General features: G+C 70.6%; 16 protein-coding genes. 3 read left to right on the forward strand and 13 right to left on the reverse strand.

Annotated elements, in window-relative coordinates; genetic code table 11:
- Window positions 1-72: 72 nt before the first annotated feature.
- On the reverse strand, window positions 73-990 hold the full coding sequence (locus ACFWZU_RS08400) for a hypothetical protein (protein WP_439701051.1): 918 nt from the start codon (window positions 988-990) through the stop codon (window positions 73-75).
- Window positions 991-1,112: 122 nt separating this feature from the next.
- On the opposite strand from ACFWZU_RS08400, the gene ACFWZU_RS08405 reads away from it, so the two are divergent.
- On the forward strand, window positions 1,113-2,111 hold the full coding sequence (locus tag ACFWZU_RS08405; RefSeq protein WP_439701053.1) for a helix-turn-helix transcriptional regulator: 999 nt from the start codon (window positions 1,113-1,115) through the stop codon (window positions 2,109-2,111).
- Window positions 2,112-2,391: 280 nt separating this feature from the next.
- Here ACFWZU_RS08405 and ACFWZU_RS08410 read toward each other — a convergent pair whose 3' ends face one another.
- A complete protein-coding gene (locus tag ACFWZU_RS08410) occupies window positions 2,392-4,158 on the reverse strand; it encodes an SLC13 family permease (RefSeq protein WP_439701055.1) in 1,767 nt (588 codons plus the stop codon).
- A gap of 221 nt (window positions 4,159-4,379) precedes the next feature.
- Between ACFWZU_RS08410 and ACFWZU_RS08415 the strand changes: the two genes are divergently transcribed.
- Window positions 4,380-5,282, forward strand: a complete 903-nt coding sequence (locus tag ACFWZU_RS08415) for a patatin-like phospholipase family protein (RefSeq protein WP_439701057.1) — start codon at window positions 4,380-4,382, stop codon at window positions 5,280-5,282.
- A 9-nt stretch (window positions 5,283-5,291) separates the two neighbouring features.
- On the opposite strand, the gene ACFWZU_RS08420 is transcribed toward ACFWZU_RS08415, so the two are convergent.
- From ACFWZU_RS08420 to ACFWZU_RS08445, 6 genes are all read right to left on the reverse strand, one after another.
- A complete protein-coding gene (locus tag ACFWZU_RS08420; RefSeq protein ID WP_439701059.1) occupies window positions 5,292-5,660 on the reverse strand; it encodes a DUF488 domain-containing protein in 369 nt (122 codons plus the stop codon).
- A gap of 135 nt (window positions 5,661-5,795) precedes the next feature.
- Window positions 5,796-6,512 carry a glycosyltransferase family 2 protein gene (locus ACFWZU_RS08425; protein WP_439701060.1) on the reverse strand — a complete coding sequence of 239 codons (717 nt, stop codon included), beginning with the start codon at window positions 6,510-6,512 and terminating at the stop codon, window positions 5,796-5,798.
- Between the two features lie 144 nt (window positions 6,513-6,656).
- The gene (locus tag ACFWZU_RS08430; RefSeq protein ID WP_439701061.1) at window positions 6,657-7,526 is read right to left on the reverse strand and encodes a ParB/RepB/Spo0J family partition protein; all 870 of its coding nucleotides are present in this window, start codon (window positions 7,524-7,526) and stop codon (window positions 6,657-6,659) included.
- 2 nt (window positions 7,527-7,528) lie between these two features.
- Window positions 7,529-8,374 (reverse strand): ParA family protein, encoded by an 846-nt coding sequence (locus tag ACFWZU_RS08435; RefSeq protein ID WP_439701062.1) that lies wholly within the window; start codon window positions 8,372-8,374, stop codon window positions 7,529-7,531.
- Between the two features lie 33 nt (window positions 8,375-8,407).
- Complete coding sequence (gene rsmG, locus ACFWZU_RS08440) at window positions 8,408-9,070, reverse strand: 16S rRNA (guanine(527)-N(7))-methyltransferase RsmG (protein ID WP_439701063.1); 663 nt, start codon at window positions 9,068-9,070, stop codon at window positions 8,408-8,410.
- Between the two features lie 64 nt (window positions 9,071-9,134).
- On the reverse strand, window positions 9,135-9,581 hold the full coding sequence (locus ACFWZU_RS08445) for an SPFH domain-containing protein (RefSeq protein WP_439701064.1): 447 nt from the start codon (window positions 9,579-9,581) through the stop codon (window positions 9,135-9,137).
- A 180-nt stretch (window positions 9,582-9,761) separates the two neighbouring features.
- Here ACFWZU_RS08445 and ACFWZU_RS08450 point away from each other — a divergent pair, with 180 nt between their 5' ends.
- The gene (locus ACFWZU_RS08450; RefSeq protein WP_439701065.1) at window positions 9,762-10,280 is read left to right on the forward strand and encodes a gluconokinase; all 519 of its coding nucleotides are present in this window, start codon (window positions 9,762-9,764) and stop codon (window positions 10,278-10,280) included.
- A gap of 61 nt (window positions 10,281-10,341) precedes the next feature.
- On the opposite strand, the gene ACFWZU_RS08455 is transcribed toward ACFWZU_RS08450, so the two are convergent.
- The 5 genes from ACFWZU_RS08455 to ACFWZU_RS08475 all read right to left on the reverse strand — a co-directional run bounded on the left by ACFWZU_RS08455 (window position 10,342) and on the right by ACFWZU_RS08475 (window position 14,998).
- Window positions 10,342-11,175, reverse strand: a complete 834-nt coding sequence (locus ACFWZU_RS08455) for a pirin family protein (RefSeq protein ID WP_439701066.1) — start codon at window positions 11,173-11,175, stop codon at window positions 10,342-10,344.
- 155 nt (window positions 11,176-11,330) lie between these two features.
- On the reverse strand, window positions 11,331-12,089 hold the full coding sequence (locus tag ACFWZU_RS08460) for a DUF4336 domain-containing protein (protein WP_439701067.1): 759 nt from the start codon (window positions 12,087-12,089) through the stop codon (window positions 11,331-11,333).
- Between the two features lie 55 nt (window positions 12,090-12,144).
- Window positions 12,145-12,831 (reverse strand): YecA family protein, encoded by a 687-nt coding sequence (locus tag ACFWZU_RS08465; RefSeq protein WP_439701068.1) that lies wholly within the window; start codon window positions 12,829-12,831, stop codon window positions 12,145-12,147.
- A 3-nt stretch (window positions 12,832-12,834) separates the two neighbouring features.
- Window positions 12,835-13,605: an exodeoxyribonuclease III gene (gene xth, locus ACFWZU_RS08470; RefSeq protein ID WP_439701069.1), complete on the reverse strand. Its 771-nt coding sequence runs from the start codon at window positions 13,603-13,605 to the stop codon at window positions 12,835-12,837.
- Window positions 13,606-13,636: 31 nt separating this feature from the next.
- Complete coding sequence (locus ACFWZU_RS08475; protein ID WP_439701070.1) at window positions 13,637-14,998, reverse strand: cation:proton antiporter; 1,362 nt, start codon at window positions 14,996-14,998, stop codon at window positions 13,637-13,639.
- Window positions 14,999-15,061 lie beyond the last annotated feature (63 nt).

The following is a 15,061-nucleotide window of genomic DNA, read 5'->3' on the forward strand; positions in this document are numbered from 1 at the left end:
CAATGGGGGTCAAAACGGAGAGGCCGCCACCTTAATGCGGCGGATTGAACTAGCAGTGAACACGCGCGCCGCTTACAGGCCCCGGACGGGCGCGTGGTCCGCGCGGCTCAGCCGCGCCAGCGCCGCCTCGTAGGCACGTTGTTCGATGGTACGGCCCAGCAGGCAACTGGTTGCCGCCAGCGCCACCAGCGCCACGCCCGCGTCGGACAGGTCCACCACCAGCAAGGCCAGGCTCGGCACCGCGTAGGTGAACAGGGCCGCGACGAAGCGCGCCGTGCGCCCGCGCATGCGCGGCGGCGGCGAGCGCCCTTCCGGCGGGCTGAGCGCCTGCCAGCGCAAGCCCTCGATCAGGCCCAGCAGCAGGGCGAACACCAGCAACACCATGATCCACGGGCGGGTGCCGGCTGCATGCACGGCGCCGTCCTGCGCGGCCAGGCACAGCCACAGCCACAACCCGCCCGTGTACAGGGACGCCACCACCCGGCTCACCGGCAGCTGCGCCGAACAGCGCGCCACGCCGGCCGACAGCCGTCGCCGGTAGTTGTGCACCGTGTAGACCAGGCTGGCCGCGCTGCACAGCGCCAGCGCCGCGCCCGCCAGGCGGGTTGCCCAGAACGCGTTGTCGCCGCGGACCAGGCCGGCCACCGCCAGCATCGGCAGGTAGGCCGCCAGCGCCAGCAGCGCTTCGCGGGTGGGCCGGCTGCGCCGCGCCGGGAACCAGCCGTGCCACTCGGACAGCCCCTGCAGGTGCAGGCAGGCGACCACCAGGCCGGCGCTGACGAAGGCCGCGCCCAGCGCCAATGGCAGCAAGGCCTCGCTGCGACCGCCACGGTAGATGCCGAGCGCCAGCGCCAGGCCCAGCAACATCCACAGTCCGTAGCCGGACAGCGCCAGCGTGCGCAGCAGCGACGCCGGATAGGCCGGCGGCAGCGGATGCTCGCGCGCCGGGGCGGAGACACAGGCCTGCATGTCGCTGGATGGATGCATCACATCGAAGGCTCGGCGGCTGGGGGAAAACCGCGACCCGACTCTCGTGCCGGGCCGTGCGACGGACTTGCGGCCGCCGCGGGCCGTACCCATGCTACACAAAGCTCCCATCCCTGCGGTATGCCATGGATCGCTACGAACGCATTCTGACCCTGCACCGGGTTCTCAAATCGGCACATTACCCGGTACCGCTGGCGCGACTGATGGACGAGCTGGAGTGCTCACGGGCCACGCTCTACCGCGACATCGCCTTCCTGCGCGACGGTCTGGGGGCGCCGATCGAGAGCGCCGGCACTGACCAGGCCGCGTTCCGCTACGAAGTGGGCGAGGGCGAGCGCTTCGAGCTGCCGGGGCTGTGGCTGACCTCCGACGAGCTGGCCGCGCTGCTGGCGCTCAACGAACTGATCGGGCGCTCCGGCCCGGGCGTGCTGGCCGGCGCGCTGGCGCCGTTCAAGGCGCGCATCGAGCGCCTGCTGACCGGGCAGGAGAAGGAGAAGGCGCTGCCGATCGAGCGCATCCGCGTGATCCCCTGGGGCGAACGCAAGCTCGACCAGCAGGTGTTCCGCGTCACCGCCGGCGCGGTGCTCGAACGCAGCCGCCTGCGCTTCTCCTACCGCGCCCGCACCACCGACTCGGACAGCAAGCGCACGGTGTCGCCGCAGCGGCTGACCCACTACCGCGACAACTGGTACCTGGACGTGTGGGACCATGACCGCGAGGCGCTGCGCAGCTTCGCCGTGGACCGCATCCGCGACGCGCACGCGCTGGACGAGCCGGCGATCGACGTACCCGAGACCGATCTCAACGAACTGCTCGCCTCCAGCTATGGCATCTTCGCCGGCAAGCCCAAGGCCTGGGCCACGATCCGCTTTTCCGCGCACGCGGCCCGCTGGGTCGCCGACGAACACTGGCACTCGCAGCAGAAGGGCGAGTGGCTGCCGGACGGCCGCTACGAGCTGAAGGTGCCCTACTCCAAGTCGCGCGAACTGCTGATGGACGTGCTCAAGTACGGCCCGGATGCCGAAGTGGTGGCGCCGCTGCCGCTGCGCGAAGAGATGAAGAGCCTGCTGCACATGGCGCTGGGGGCCTACGGAAATCGGGAATCGGGAATCGGGAATCGTTAGGAGCAAGAGCCTGCGCGCTGCAACGTGTGGCCTTACGCTTCAAGAGCCGGGGTGACACCAAGAGGCCATTCGGTTGTGCGCAGCCGCCTTCCCGGCGAAACGGCAAGCACCATGTAGGAGCGCCCTTGGACGCGACCGCGGGGCTCCGATGCGGCATGGCGGTCGCGCCCAAGGGCGCTCCTACGAAAGCGCAGGTCGGACGCCCGTGGCGATCGCGTCCCGGTTGGCACGGAACCGCCTTTAAACGATTCCCTATTCCCTATTCCCCATTCCCCGCCCGTCAGGGATGAAACGGCCAGAACTGCGGGATCAACCACATCGAGAGCGTGCAGAACAACGCAATCAGTGGAATGCCCACCTTCATGAAATCGGTGAAGCGGTAGCCGCCGGCGTAATACACCATCGTATTGGTCGGATAGCCCACCGGCGTGGCGAACGACGTCGCCGCGGCAAAGGCCACCGCCACCACGAACGGCCGCGGGTCGGCGTGCGCCGCGTGCGCCACGGTGACCGCGATGCTGACCATCAGCACCACCGACGGGTTGTGCCCCATCAGCTCGGTGAGCAGCGCGGTCAGCAGATACACCATCAGCAGCGCGGCCAGCGGGCCGTGGCTGCCGACCAGCCCCATCGCGCCCTGCACCACCACGGTGGACAGGCCGGTCTTCTCGATCGCCAGGCCCAGCGGCAGGATCGCGCCGAGCAGGATGATGATCTTCCAGTCCATCCCCTCGTAGATGTCCTTGCGGCCGAAGCAGCCGGTCAGCGCCATCGCGGTGGCGCCGCACAAAGCGGCGATCGGGATCGGCAGCCAGTGCATGCCCGAGGCGACCACTACCGAAACCATGATGGCCGCGGCGATCCACGCCTTGCGCATGCTGCCGCGCGCGTCGTCACGTTCGCTGAGCACGATGAACGCATCGTCGGTGCGCAGCTTGGGCATGCCGCCCTCGTCGACCAGCGCCAGCAGCACGTCGCCGACCGCCAGGTCGGTATTGCTCAGCTTGTCGCGCAGCACCTGGCCGCGGCGGTGCACGGCCAGCACGGTGGCGCGGTAACGCCAGTCCAGGCCCAGTTCGGCCAGGCGCCGCCCCTCGGCCGGGCTCCCCGGCGCGACCATCAGCTCGGCCAGCACCCGCGGGCGGTCGCCGTCGCGTTCGTAGTGCTGCTCCGGCGCGTTGCGCAGCCGCGCGCGGCGCTGGAACTCCTCGATCTTCTCCCAGTCGCCACGCACCAGCAGCACGTCGCCCGCGGCCAGTTGCTGCTCGCGTGGCGACCACATGCGCCGCTCGCCGCGCAGCAGCTCCAGCGGGTAGACACCGTACTTGTCGCCCAGCTGCGCGTCGGCGATACGCGTGCCCAGCAGCAGCGAATCCTCGCCCACGATCAGCTCGGTCACGTACTTGCCGACCTCGCCGCCTTCCGGCAGCGCCGCGTCGATGTGCTTGGGCAGCAACCTGCGGCCGATCAGCATCAGGTAGGCCATGCCGGCCACCGCGAGCAGCGCGCCGAGCTTGGTGAACTCGAACACGCCGAACGGCGGCAGGCCGTGCTTCTGCGCCAGGCTGTCGGTGAGCAGGTTGGAGGAAGTGCCGATCAGCGTGCACACGCCACCCATCTGCGCGGCATAGGCCATCGGCATCAGCACGCGCGCCGGGGAGGTACCGGTGCGCTGGCACACGCGCAGCGCCAGCGGCAGGAAAGTGGCGACCAGCGCGATATTCTTCACGAACGCACCCAGCGGCGCGATCGCCAGCATCATCGCCAGGGTCAGCAGCCACGGCTTGCGGATGCGCATCAGCAGGCGCGTCAGCGGTTCCAGCGCGCCGGAGCGCTCGATGCCCAGGCTCAGCGCGAACATCGCCGCCACCGTCACCGTTGCCTCGTTGCTGAAGCCGGACAGCGCCTCCTCGGGCGTGACGATGTGCAGCACCACCAGCGCTGCCAGCGCCAGCAGCGCGACCAGGTCGATCCGCACCTTCTCGCTGGCGAACAGCGCCATCGCGCCGACGATGATCGCCACCGTGGCCCAGGCCTGCCAACTCATGCGCGCGATCCCCAGCGGGGTGGGTGGCTGCCCGGGTCGGGCGTGCGGCGCGGGACGTTCGGGCGGGTATCGGCTGGCATGGTTCCTTTTGGGCTGCCTGGTCAATGGCGCGGACGCCGACGGAACATCATAACGGTCGTGGCCGCTGGACGCCCGGACGCAGACTTCACCACAGCCCCACGCTAACGTATCGTGAGGACTCGCTCTTCACAGGCTACCGCATGAGCCAGCCCGCGCCCGCAGATGCGCCGCGCCAACCGACCGTCGCCCTGGCGCTGGGCGCCGGGGGCGCCAAGGGCCTTGCGCACATCGGCGTGATCGAGGAAATCGAACGGCAGGGCTACACGATCGGCGCCATCGCCGGCAGTTCGATGGGCGCGCTGATCGGCGGCATCTATGCCATGGGCAAGCTCGACGTCTATCGCGACTGGGTCTGCAAGCTGGCGCGCTTCGACGTGCTGCGGCTGGTCGACTGGACTTTCCGCGGCGGGCTGATCAAGGGCGAGAGGATCATCGAGACCTTGCGCGAACTGATCGGCGACGCGCGCATCGAGGACCTGCCGCTGGCCTACACCGCGGTGGCCACCGACATCGACCGCGAGCGCGAGGTCTGGCTCACCCGCGGCCAGCTGTTCGACGCCATCCGCGCCTCGATCGCCATTCCCACGATTTTCCGCCCGCACACCATCGAGGGCCGTCGGCTGGTCGACGGCGCCCTGCTCAACCCGGTGCCGGTGACGCCGCTGATCCGCGAGCGCGCCGAGATCGTGTTCGCGATCAGTCTGGACGGCCCGTCCGGCGCGCTGGTCGCCCCCGAGCGGGATGCCGAGGCCGAGCCCGGCCCCGAGCCGGGCTGGCTCCGCCGCCTGTTCTCGCACGGCGAGGACAAGCCCGCGCGCGTGCACGAGCCCGGCGCGCTGGCGCTGCTGAACCAGTCGATGGACCTGATGCAGTCGAACCTCTCGCGGCTGCGCCTGGCCGCGTACGAACCCGACCTGCTGATCGAGATCCCGCGCGATGCCGCGGCTACCTATGAGTTTTACCGGGCCAGCGAGCTGATCGAACTGGGGCGGACGCGCACGCGCGAGGCGCTGGAGCGATTCGATGCGCAGCGCCGGAGCTAGCCTCGACGGTCAATGCGGGCCGTGCGCGGCCAGGTAGTTTTCCAGGTAGGCCTTCAGCGCCACGGCGTTGTTGTGATCCTCGTCGCGCGCGCCGAACAGCAGGGTCACGCGCGCGCGGCGGGCCTTCTCGGCCAGCGCCTGCCAGTTCTCCGGCGCGGCGTCGAGTTCGCCGGCATAGCGGTGACGGAAGCCCTCCCAGCGCGTCGGCTCGTGGCCGAACCACTGGCGCAGCTCGCGCGAGGGGCCGACGTCCTTCATCCACAGGTCGAGCGCGGCGTTTTCCTTCTTCAGGCCACGCGGCCACAGGCGATCGACCAGCACGCGGTAGCCGTCCTTCGGCGAAGGCGGCTCGTAGACCCGTTTGACGGCCAGACTCATGGCGTCCCCCTTGAGGAAACCCGGGCCAAGCTTACGCCCGCCGGGTGAAAGGCCCGTCGGGCGCAGAGGGAGGGTCAGCCTGCGGCTGCGGTGGCGGCCGAGGCGCTGGGCCGAGGCCCATCCCGCGACCGCGACCTAGAGCTCCTCGACCCGGGTGATCTTGGCCCGGCGCATCAGCCAGGCGACGCCGCGCAGATCGGCCAGGCCGACCCACAGGCGATCGAGCATGCCGTACTTGGACGTACCCGCGGTGCGCGGGCGATGACCGACCGGGACGCTGCGGCTCTCGAAACCGGCGCGGCGCACCAGCGCCGGCAGGTAGCGATGCATGTGGTCGAAGTAGGGCAGGCGCAGGAAGGTCTCGCGCTCGAACAGCTTCAGGCCGCAGCCGGTGTCGGGCGTGGCGTCCTTGAGCATGCGCGAGCGCACCGCGTTGGCGATCTTCGAGGAGATGCGCTTGTTGAAGCTGTCGCGACGCGTGGTGCGCCAGCCGGCGAACAGCTTCACTTCGGGCGGCGCATCCCGGCGCGCCTCGAGCAGGCGCGGGATGTCCGCCGGATCGTTCTGGCCGTCGCCGTCCAGGGTGGCGATCCAGCTGCCGCGTGCGGCGCGCACGCCATTGGCCACCGCGGTGCTCTGGCCGCTGCGGGTGACGTGGTGCAGCACGCGCAGCTCCGGATACGCAGCCTTCTGCGCGGCCAGCACCGCGCGGCTGTCGTCGGTGGAATCGTCGTCCACGTAGACGATCTCGAAGTCGGCCTTGCCGCGCAGGGCGGCGGCGATTTCCGCGAGCAGCGGCGGGATGTTGTCGCGCTCGTTGAACACGGGCACGACGACGGAAAGATCGGGCATGGGGCCAGTCCGGAGGAACGATATGGGCGGCGATTATCGCCGATGCGCGCCGACGGCGCAGGTTGAGATCCCTGTAGGAGCGCCCTTGGGCGCGACCGTGATGCATGGCGGCGCGCCCAAGGGCGCTCCTACAGGAAAGGCCGATCAGCGCAGCTTGCCGAGGATGCCGTCCAGCTCGTCGTTGCTGTGGTAGTGGATGACCAGCTTGCCGCGGCCGCCGCGGCCCTGGGCCAGCTCCACGCGCGCGCCGAAGCGTTCGCCCAGCTCGCGCTCGAGCGCGTCGACATTGGGATCGCGCGAGCCGCCAGCTTTGGCCTTGCCCTTGGGCGCGGCCTGCGCGCGGCGCGCGGCGTCTTCCAGTTCGCGCACGCTCCAGCCCAGGGTCGAGGCCTGGCGCGCCAGCGGTACGGCGATGCCTTCGTCCAGGGTGAGCAGGCAGCGGGCGTGGCCCATCTCCAGCTTGCCCTCGTCGAGCAGCTTCTTGATCGGCGCGGGCAGGTCGATCAGGCGCAGCAGGTTCGACACCGCCGCACGCGAGCGGCCGACCGCGTCGGCGGCCTGCTGGTGGGTGAGGTCGAAGTCGTCGATCAGGCGCTTGAGCGCGTCGGCTTCTTCCAGCGGCGTGAGGTCCTGGCGCTGGATGTTCTCGATCAGCGCCATCGCCGGCACGGCGGCCTCGTCGACCGTCTTGACCAGCGCCGGGATGTCGCTCATCTGCGCGCGCTGGGCGGCACGCCAGCGCCGTTCACCGGCGATCAGCTCGTAGCTGTTGCTGCCGATGGCGCGCACCACCACCGGCTGGATCAGGCCCTGCGCCTTGATCGAGGCGGCCAGTTCGTCCAGCGCCTCCTCGTTCCAGTGCCGGCGCGGCTGGTACTTGCCCGGCTGGATCTGCTGGATCGGCAGGCTGCGCAGCTCGCCTTCCTGCTCCAGCGACGATGCGGCGCCGGCGCCGTCGCCGCCGAGCAGCGCGTCCAGCCCGCGGCCGAGTCCCCGTTTCTTCGCGGCGGCCATGGTTACTCCTGGTGGATGTCGGCGGCCGCGTCGAGCGTCGCGCCGGTATCGTGCATGTCGTTGAGTGCGGCCACGGCCGCCTGCGCGCCGCGTTCGCGGCGGATGATCTCGCCGGCCAGGCCGATGTAGGCGATCGCGCCGCGCGAACTGCGGTCGTACAAGTGGATCGGCTGGCCATGGCTGGGCGCCTCGGCCAGTCGCACGTTGCGCGGGATGATCGAGCGCAGCACCTTGTCGCCGAAGTGCTGGGTTAGCTGCGCCGAGACTTCGTTGCCCAGGTTGTTGCGCACGTCGTACATGGTGCGCAGCAGGCCCTCGATCTCCAGCTTGGGATTCAGCCGCTGGCGCACCGCCTTGACCGTGTCGAGCAGGCTGGAGAGCCCTTCCAGCGCGAAGTATTCGCACTGCACCGGGACCAGCACGCCGTCGGCGGCCGCCAGCGCGTTGAGCGTGAGCAGGTGCAGCGAGGGCGGGCAGTCGATCAGGATCGTCTGGTACCTGTCCGAAATCTTCGCCAGCTGTTCCTTGAGCCGGCTCTCGCGGGCGATCGCGTCCATCAGCTTGAGCTCGGCGGCGGTCAGGTCGCCGTTGCCGGGCAGCAGGTCGTAATGCGCCTCGGTGGCGACGATGGCGCGCTCGATCGGCGCTTCGTCCAGCAGCACCTCGCAGCCGTTGGGCTTGGCCTCGCGCTTGTCCACGCCCGAGGCCATGGTGGCGTTGCCCTGCGGGTCCAGGTCGACCAGCAGCACCTTGCGCTTGGCGGCCGCGAGCGCCGCCGCGAGGTTGACCGCCGTGGTGGTCTTGCCGACGCCGCCTTTCTGGTTGGCGACAGCGATGATGCGGGCCATGGTCATCCGGTCGTGCAACAAAGGACAGGTAGATTAGCAGGGCGCGGCAGGGCCGGATTCACCCGGGCCCGCGCGGCCGATGACGACCAGGCTGCGCTCGGCGCCCAGCCTGGGCACGTCCAGCGCATGGACGGCCTGGACGGCGAAGCCGGGCGGCAGGGCGGCGATCTCGCTGGCCGACGGCTTGCCCTTCATGGCCAGCCAGCGGCCCGCCGGGGCGAGCAGGTGGCCGCCCCAGGCGAGCATGTCGGCCAGGCTGGCGAAGGCGCGGGCGGTGACGCAGTCGAACCGGCCCTCGACCTCCTCCACCCGCGACTGCACCGCGCGCACGCCGTCGAGCTTCAACGCGCGGATCGCCTCGCGCAGGAAACGCACCTTCTTGCCGTTGGAATCGACCAGCAACACCTCGCGCCCGGGCGCCGCGATCGCCAGCGGGATGCCGGGCAGACCCGGGCCGGTGCCGAGGTCGGCCAGGCTGGCGCCTTCCACGTAGGGCAGGATCGCCAGCGAGTCGAGCAGGTGGCGGGTGACCATTTCGGCGGGGTCGCGCACGGCGGTGAGGTTGTAGGTGCCGTTCCAGCGCGCGAGCAGCGCCTGGTAGTCGAGCAGGCGCTCGACCGCGCCGGGTGGCAGCGCCAGGCCCATCGCGGCCAGGCCCTGTTCGAGCTGGTGATGCAGGACGGGGCGGGAGCTCATGGACGGTCCGAGGGCTGGCAGGACCGCCCAGTATCCGCGGGTGGGCGCGGCGAAGCCAGCGCCCTCAGGCCAGCTCCAGCTCCACCCGGGTGACCATCAGGCCGCGCTCGCGCAGCACGCCGTTCAACACGCGCTTGAGTCGGCTGCTGAGGGCGCGCTGGTCCGGTTCGGGCGCCGGTTCGCGGTGCAGGGCTTCCAGCGCGCTGTTGCGGATCAGTTGCGCCGCCTGCTCGATCACCGGATCGACCCGCTCGGGCTCCAGCACCTGCCAGTAGACCCGGCCGCGGACGCCGCGCGCGTCGCCCAGCGCGTCCTGGAACTGCAGGATCTGGCCGGTCAGGTCGATCCGGTGCCCGGCGCGGTCCAGCCCCGGCCACAGCAGGTGCAGGCCCGGCTCGAGCAGGCGCGACTGGCCGCGGCGGTGGACGACCTGCACGTGCCCGGGCGGCACGCGGCGCAGCACGGCCGAAACCAGGCAGAGAAGGGCGATGGAGACCAGGAGCGCGATCATGGCGGATGGCCGGTGGGTTGCAGACGACTTGGCAGGGGTCCGATGCTAGGGCGACCCGTGCCAGGCAGGATTAATGGCTTTTTAACTCCGTTGCCAAGCACATCGGCCACCCGCTCCCTGCCTTGAGTGCCACGACGTGACTGCACGCACACTTCGCCCGCTTCCCGCCGCCCGGTGCCGATGAGCGACCCGGTGATGCTGGTGGTGATGGGGGTGTCCGGCTCGGGCAAGAGCACCATCGCCCGACGACTCGCCGAGGCGCTGGGCTACGCGTTCCTGGACGGCGACGACCTGCACCCGTCCGCCAACATCGCCAAGATGAGCACGGGCGTGCCGCTGGAGGACGTCGACCGCGCGCCCTGGCTGGACGCGATCGCTGCGTGGATGCAGCAGGAGCTGGCGGCCGGGCGCAGCGCCGTGGTCGCCTGTTCGGCGCTCAGGCGGGCGTACCGCGAGCGCCTGCGGCAGGCCGGTCCGGCGGTGTTTTTCGTTTACCTGCAGGTCGACCACGACGAACTGGCCCGCCGCATGCGCGGGCGCGAGCACTTCATGCCGCCGAGGTTGCTGGGTAGCCAGCTGGCGACGCTGGAGGAGCCGGAACGCGACGAGCCGGCACTGCAGGTCGACGCCAACGGCAGCATCGAGGCGACCGTGGCACGGGCGCTCGACGGCCTCGCGCGACAGGGACTGCCGCGCTAGCCGCGCCGCCGATCGACTCGCCTGCGGGGGGCCGAAGCCCACCCTGCGGCGGCGGTGGACGTCAGAACCGCCCGGCGCGGAAGTCGGCGATCGCCTCGTGGATCTGCGCAGGCGTGTTCATCACGAACGGACCGTAGCGCGCGACGGCCTCGTTGAGCGGCCGGCCAGCCACCACCAGCAGCCGCGCGGCGCTCGCGCCGGCGCCCAGAGTCAGGCGGTCGCCCCCGGACAGCACCGCCAGCTCGCCGCGCGGAAGCGGTTCGCCACCGACCTCGGCGGCCTCACCTTCGAACACGTAGGCGAAGGCGTGGTGTTCCGCCGGCAGGTCCAGTTCGAAGCGCGCGCCGGCGGCCAGCGTGATGTCCAGGTACAGCGGCTCTGTGGCAACGCCCTGCACCGGACCAATCGCGGCGCCCAACCGTCCGGCGATCACCCGCGCCTGCACGCCCGGCGAGGGTTCCATCTGCGGGATGCGCTCCGGCGCGATGTCCTGGTAGCGCGGCGCGGTCATCTTGTCCGCGGCCGGCAGGTTCACCCACAGCTGGAAGCCCCACATCAGGCCGTTTTCCTGCTGCGGCATCTCCGAATGCAGGATGCCGCGCCCGGCGGTCATCCACTGCACGCTGCCGGGGCCGAGGTCGCCCTGGTTGCCGTGGTTGTCGCCGTGGCGCATGTGCCCGGCCAGCATGTAGGTGACTGTCTCGAAGCCGCGGTGCGGGTGTTCGGGGAAGCCGGCGATGTAGTCGCCGGCCTGGTCGGAGCGGAACTCGTCCAGCAGCAGGAACGGGTCGAGCATGTCCAGGTCGGGCTGGCCGATGATGCGCTTGAGCTTCACCCCGGCGCCGTCGTTGGTGTCGATGCCGCGCACGCGGCGGGTGATGGTGCGTTGGCTCATGGAAAACGCCTCCGGCTTAAGGATGTCCATGAGCATGGGGCCGGTCGCCGACCGGGCCAAGCGCGGCGGCGTGAACGGATTGTTCGCCGAAAGCTTTCTGTAGGAGAGCGCCCTTGGGTGCGACCGGTGCATGGCGGTCGCGCCCAAGGGCGCTCCTACAAGGGACCCAGCCAGGCGAAGGCGCGGCGCAGTTCGGCTTCGCCGTGATCCATGAAGCACTGGCCGTGCGCCAGGACGATCCGCTGCGGCTGCCAGGCGAGCATGCGTTCGAGGCAGGCGCGCGCCTCGGCCTTGTGGCCCAGGTAGGTCAGGCGCATGTCCAGCGGCATGCTGCCTTCGGGCGCGAGCACGCCGCCGAAGCGCGCGAGCCAGCGCATCGGCGTGTCGAGACGGTCGGCTTCGAAGTTCTCGATCAGGTCGGCCAGGACCAGCGTGGCGCTCGGCCGGTGCAGGAACACCACTTCCTCGATGGCCCGGCTGCCCTTGAACCGCAGCTGGTCGAGCGTGCCGGCCCAGGCTGGCGGCGCGGCGTCCTCCAGGTCGGCGTCGAAGGGCGCCTCGATGCACTGGCTGGCGGCACGCTCGCGCACGCCCGGCGACGCCCAGGCGACGGCCTGCGGGTAACGCTGCTTCCAGGCGGCGATGTACGTGTAATGGATCTTGTTCGGCGAGACCAGGTGACGCACCGGGCCGAGCGCGTCGACAGCCTCGAACAAGGCCGTGTCCGGCGCGATCGGCGAGTGGCACCACAGCCCGCCGTCGGGCAGGCGCACTACCGTCATGCGGGTCGGGAACGGCGCGCTCATGCCGAGCGGCGCGGCCATGCGCACGATCGGGCCGTCGACGATCCACAGCCCCGGCGCGATGGGCTTGAGTGTGTTGATCGGTTCGTACAGCGCCGTGCGCGCGGCCATCCCTCACCCTTCCTTGTGGCGCCCTGCAAAGAGCGGCTCCGCGCGAACGGTGTGCTCAGTGCACCCAGTGCCCGCTGCGCTGGCGCGGTGGCGGCGGCGCTTCCTCGCCCGGTGGCGGGGGCGTGCGGACGAGCGCGGCCAGCTCCGCTTCGGTAGCCGGGTGCTCATGCCAGTAGTGGTCGACCGCGCCGAGCACCGGCGCGACCTGCGCCAGGCACTCGTCGTATTCCTCGTCGGTGAGTTTCTCGAACTCGGCCTCGGCCGAGAGGATGCCCTCGTCCACCGCCAGCGCCATCACCGGACCGAGCATCTCCATCAACTGCGGGTCCTCGGCCAGGCGCTTCTCCCACAACGCGGCACGCAGGTCGATGCCACGGCTGAAGCCTTCGCACCAGCCGGCCGCCGAGAGCGCCGGGCCGGTGTCGGTATCGACTTCGCCCAGGATCGGCTCGTACGCCTCGACGTCCAGTTCGACGCGGATCGAGTCGTTCAACTTGGCCAGCAGCTCCAGCACGCGGTTGCCTTCGGCCTCGTCGGCGAACGGATCGTGCAGCACCTCGGGCAGCCACTCGTCGGGCAGCACCTCCAGCGGGCCGACGGCGATCGCCGAAAGCATGCCGTGGACGCCGTCGAGCAACAGGCGGCCTTCGTCCGCGTGGCCGCGCAGATAGCGGTCAAGCTCGTCCAGTTCCTCGTCGGTGAGGGAGCTGGGCCATTCGTCAGGCGGAGTGCTGTTCATCATTCCTCAGATATCCAGATCGAGCGTCACCGGGGTGTGATCGGACGGCCGTTCCCACTGGCGCGGCACGCGGTCGATCGCGGCCGCGCGCGCGGTGCCCTTGAGCGCCTCGCCGAGCAGGATCAGATCGATGCGCAAGCCCAGGTTGCGGCGGAAGGCGGCCTGCCGGTAATCCCACCAGCTGTGGTGGCCGGCGTCCTGTTCGAACAGGCGGAAGCTGTCGTGCAGGCCCAGGCCGGTGATCGCGCTGAGCGCCGCGCGCTCGGGCACCGAACACAGCACCGAGTCGCGCCAGGCGACCGGGTCGTGCACGTCGCGGTCGTCCGGCGCGATGTTGAAGTCGCCCAGCACCACCAGGTTGGGATGGCGCTCGTGCTCGCGCGCCAGAAATTCGCGCACCCTGGCCAGCCAGTCCAGCTTGTAGTCGTACTTCGGATCGCCCACCGCCTTGCCGTTGACCACGTACAGGTCGACCACGCGCAGGTCGCCGACGGTGGCGGCGAGGATGCGCCGCTGCGGATCCTCCAGCCCGGGAATGTCGGTGACCACGTCGGTAGGCGCATGCCCGCGCGCCAGGATCGCCACGCCGTTGTAGGTCTTCTGCCCGGAGAACACCGCGCGGTAGCCGGCCGCGGCCAGCTCGTCGACCGGGAACTTCGCGTCCTCCAGCTTGGTTTCCTGCAGCGCCACGATGTCCGGTTGCGCCTCGGCCATCCACTGGGTCAGCTGCGGCAGGCGCACCTTCAGCGAGTTCACGTTCCAGGAGGCGATCTTCATCGGCGCATTGTAGGCGATGCGCCGTGCGCGGCTATCGGCGCGCGGCCGCCTTGCGCTGCTGGCGCGCCATGCGCCGGCGGCGCCAGCTCAGCAGCGGCTGCGCACTGAAGCCGTGCACCACCACGCTCAGGGTGATGGTGGTGACCGCCACGCCGGCGACCAGCCGCGCCGGCTCGCCGTCCAGCCCGTGCAGCAATGCAAAGGCCAGGTAGTTCAGACCACCGATGCCGCGGATGCCGAGCCAGCCGAGCAACAACCGCCGGCGCCAGTGCAGCTGCATGCCGATGGTGGTGATCCAGGTGGCGAGCGGGCGCACCACCAGAAAGAGCACACCCGCCAGCAGCAGCGCCTGCGGTTCCCAGTGGCGCGCCAGCGCGATGCCCAGCAGCAACACCAGCAGCGGCCCGAGCAGGTGCTCCATGACGTTGCCGAAGGTCAGCGCCTCGGCCACCAGGTGACCGACGATCTCCACCGGCTGGTCGCGGTCGACGCCGCCGTCCAGGACCGGGCGCACCACGAATTCGGCCGGCGGCGTGCGGGTGATGTCGTGCTCGCGAGGCAGGCGCGGATGCGGGTGCTCGCGCATCACGCCGACCTCGACCACGCGCATGCCCACGCCCGCGGCGAACGCCGCCAGGTAGCCGAGGGCGCCGATGCCCTCGGCGACCGCGTAGGTCACCGCGACCAGGCCGGTGATGAGCAACGCGCCCGGTCCCGGGTCGCGGCCGATCCGCATCAACTGCGTGCCCAGCCGGCCGACCAGCCAGCCGAGCCCGAAGCCGAGCGCGAGTCCGGCGCCCACGCCCCACACGAGCTTGACCAGCGCCCACTCGCCGATGGCGCCCCATGAGAGCCCGCCATGCAGCCAGGCAAGCGCCAGCAGCAGGAACGGCATCGCGCTGCCGTCGTTCATCCCCGCCTCGCCGGACAGCGCCACGCGCAGGCCGTCGTGGTCGGCCGCGTTGTCCACCGCGATGGTGCTGGCCAGCACCGGGTCGGTCGGCGCCAGCATGGCCGCCAGCAGCAGCGCCAGCGGCCAGTCCAGAGAAAGGAGCAGGTGCGCCGCCAGTGCGGTGCCGGCGATCGACAACGCCATCGCCGGGAACGCCAGCCGCCACGCCACCCGCCACGGCCGCGCGCGCCAGGGCATGCGCAGCTTCAGGCCGCCGACGAACAGCGAGATGATCAGTGCCACCTCGGTCAGCCGCTCCAGCCAGCGCGCGTCGGCCAGGAAGTTGACGTCGAGCAGGTACAGGCCCCACGGCCCGATCGCGACGCCGACCACCAGGTACAACGCGAACTGCGTCAGCGGCAACGGCCGGATCCATCCGGCCGCCAGCGACATGACCATCAGCAGGGCGCCGCAGGCCGCCATCCATCCAAGAAAACCCATGTCGGTTTCCATCGACCGAACCGACCCCTAGCGTCGCCGGGGTGGCATCGACAGCGGATGAAC

Origin of the sequence: Frateuria sp. GZRR33 (assembly GCF_051900425.1) — a bacterium.
Lineage (GTDB): Bacteria > Pseudomonadota > Gammaproteobacteria > Xanthomonadales > Rhodanobacteraceae > Frateuria_A.

Coding starts and splice junctions, on each gene's coding strand:
- ACFWZU_RS08455 (WP_439701066.1), bottom strand. CDS start 11,175: ATGAGCCAACGCACCATCACCCGCCGCGTGCGCGGCATCGACACCAAC.
- rsmG (WP_439701063.1), bottom strand. CDS start 9,070: ATGAGCTCCCGCCCCGTCCTGCATCACCAGCTCGAACAGGGCCTGGCC.
- ACFWZU_RS08475 (WP_439701070.1), bottom strand. CDS start 14,998: ATGGGTTTTCTTGGATGGATGGCGGCCTGCGGCGCCCTGCTGATGGTC.
- ACFWZU_RS08435 (WP_439701062.1), bottom strand. CDS start 8,374: ATGGCCCGCATCATCGCTGTCGCCAACCAGAAAGGCGGCGTCGGCAAG.
- ACFWZU_RS08415 (WP_439701057.1), top strand. CDS start 4,380: ATGAGCCAGCCCGCGCCCGCAGATGCGCCGCGCCAACCGACCGTCGCC.
- ACFWZU_RS08450 (WP_439701065.1), top strand. CDS start 9,762: ATGAGCGACCCGGTGATGCTGGTGGTGATGGGGGTGTCCGGCTCGGGC.
- ACFWZU_RS08430 (WP_439701061.1), bottom strand. CDS start 7,526: ATGGCCGCCGCGAAGAAACGGGGACTCGGCCGCGGGCTGGACGCGCTG.
- xth (WP_439701069.1), bottom strand. CDS start 13,605: ATGAAGATCGCCTCCTGGAACGTGAACTCGCTGAAGGTGCGCCTGCCG.
- ACFWZU_RS08425 (WP_439701060.1), bottom strand. CDS start 6,512: ATGCCCGATCTTTCCGTCGTCGTGCCCGTGTTCAACGAGCGCGACAAC.
- ACFWZU_RS08420 (WP_439701059.1), bottom strand. CDS start 5,660: ATGAGTCTGGCCGTCAAACGGGTCTACGAGCCGCCTTCGCCGAAGGAC.
- ACFWZU_RS08465 (WP_439701068.1), bottom strand. CDS start 12,831: ATGATGAACAGCACTCCGCCTGACGAATGGCCCAGCTCCCTCACCGAC.
- ACFWZU_RS08460 (WP_439701067.1), bottom strand. CDS start 12,089: ATGGCCGCGCGCACGGCGCTGTACGAACCGATCAACACACTCAAGCCC.
- ACFWZU_RS08445 (WP_439701064.1), bottom strand. CDS start 9,581: ATGATCGCGCTCCTGGTCTCCATCGCCCTTCTCTGCCTGGTTTCGGCC.
- ACFWZU_RS08410 (WP_439701055.1), bottom strand. CDS start 4,158: ATGAGTTGGCAGGCCTGGGCCACGGTGGCGATCATCGTCGGCGCGATG.
- ACFWZU_RS08405 (WP_439701053.1), top strand. CDS start 1,113: ATGGATCGCTACGAACGCATTCTGACCCTGCACCGGGTTCTCAAATCG.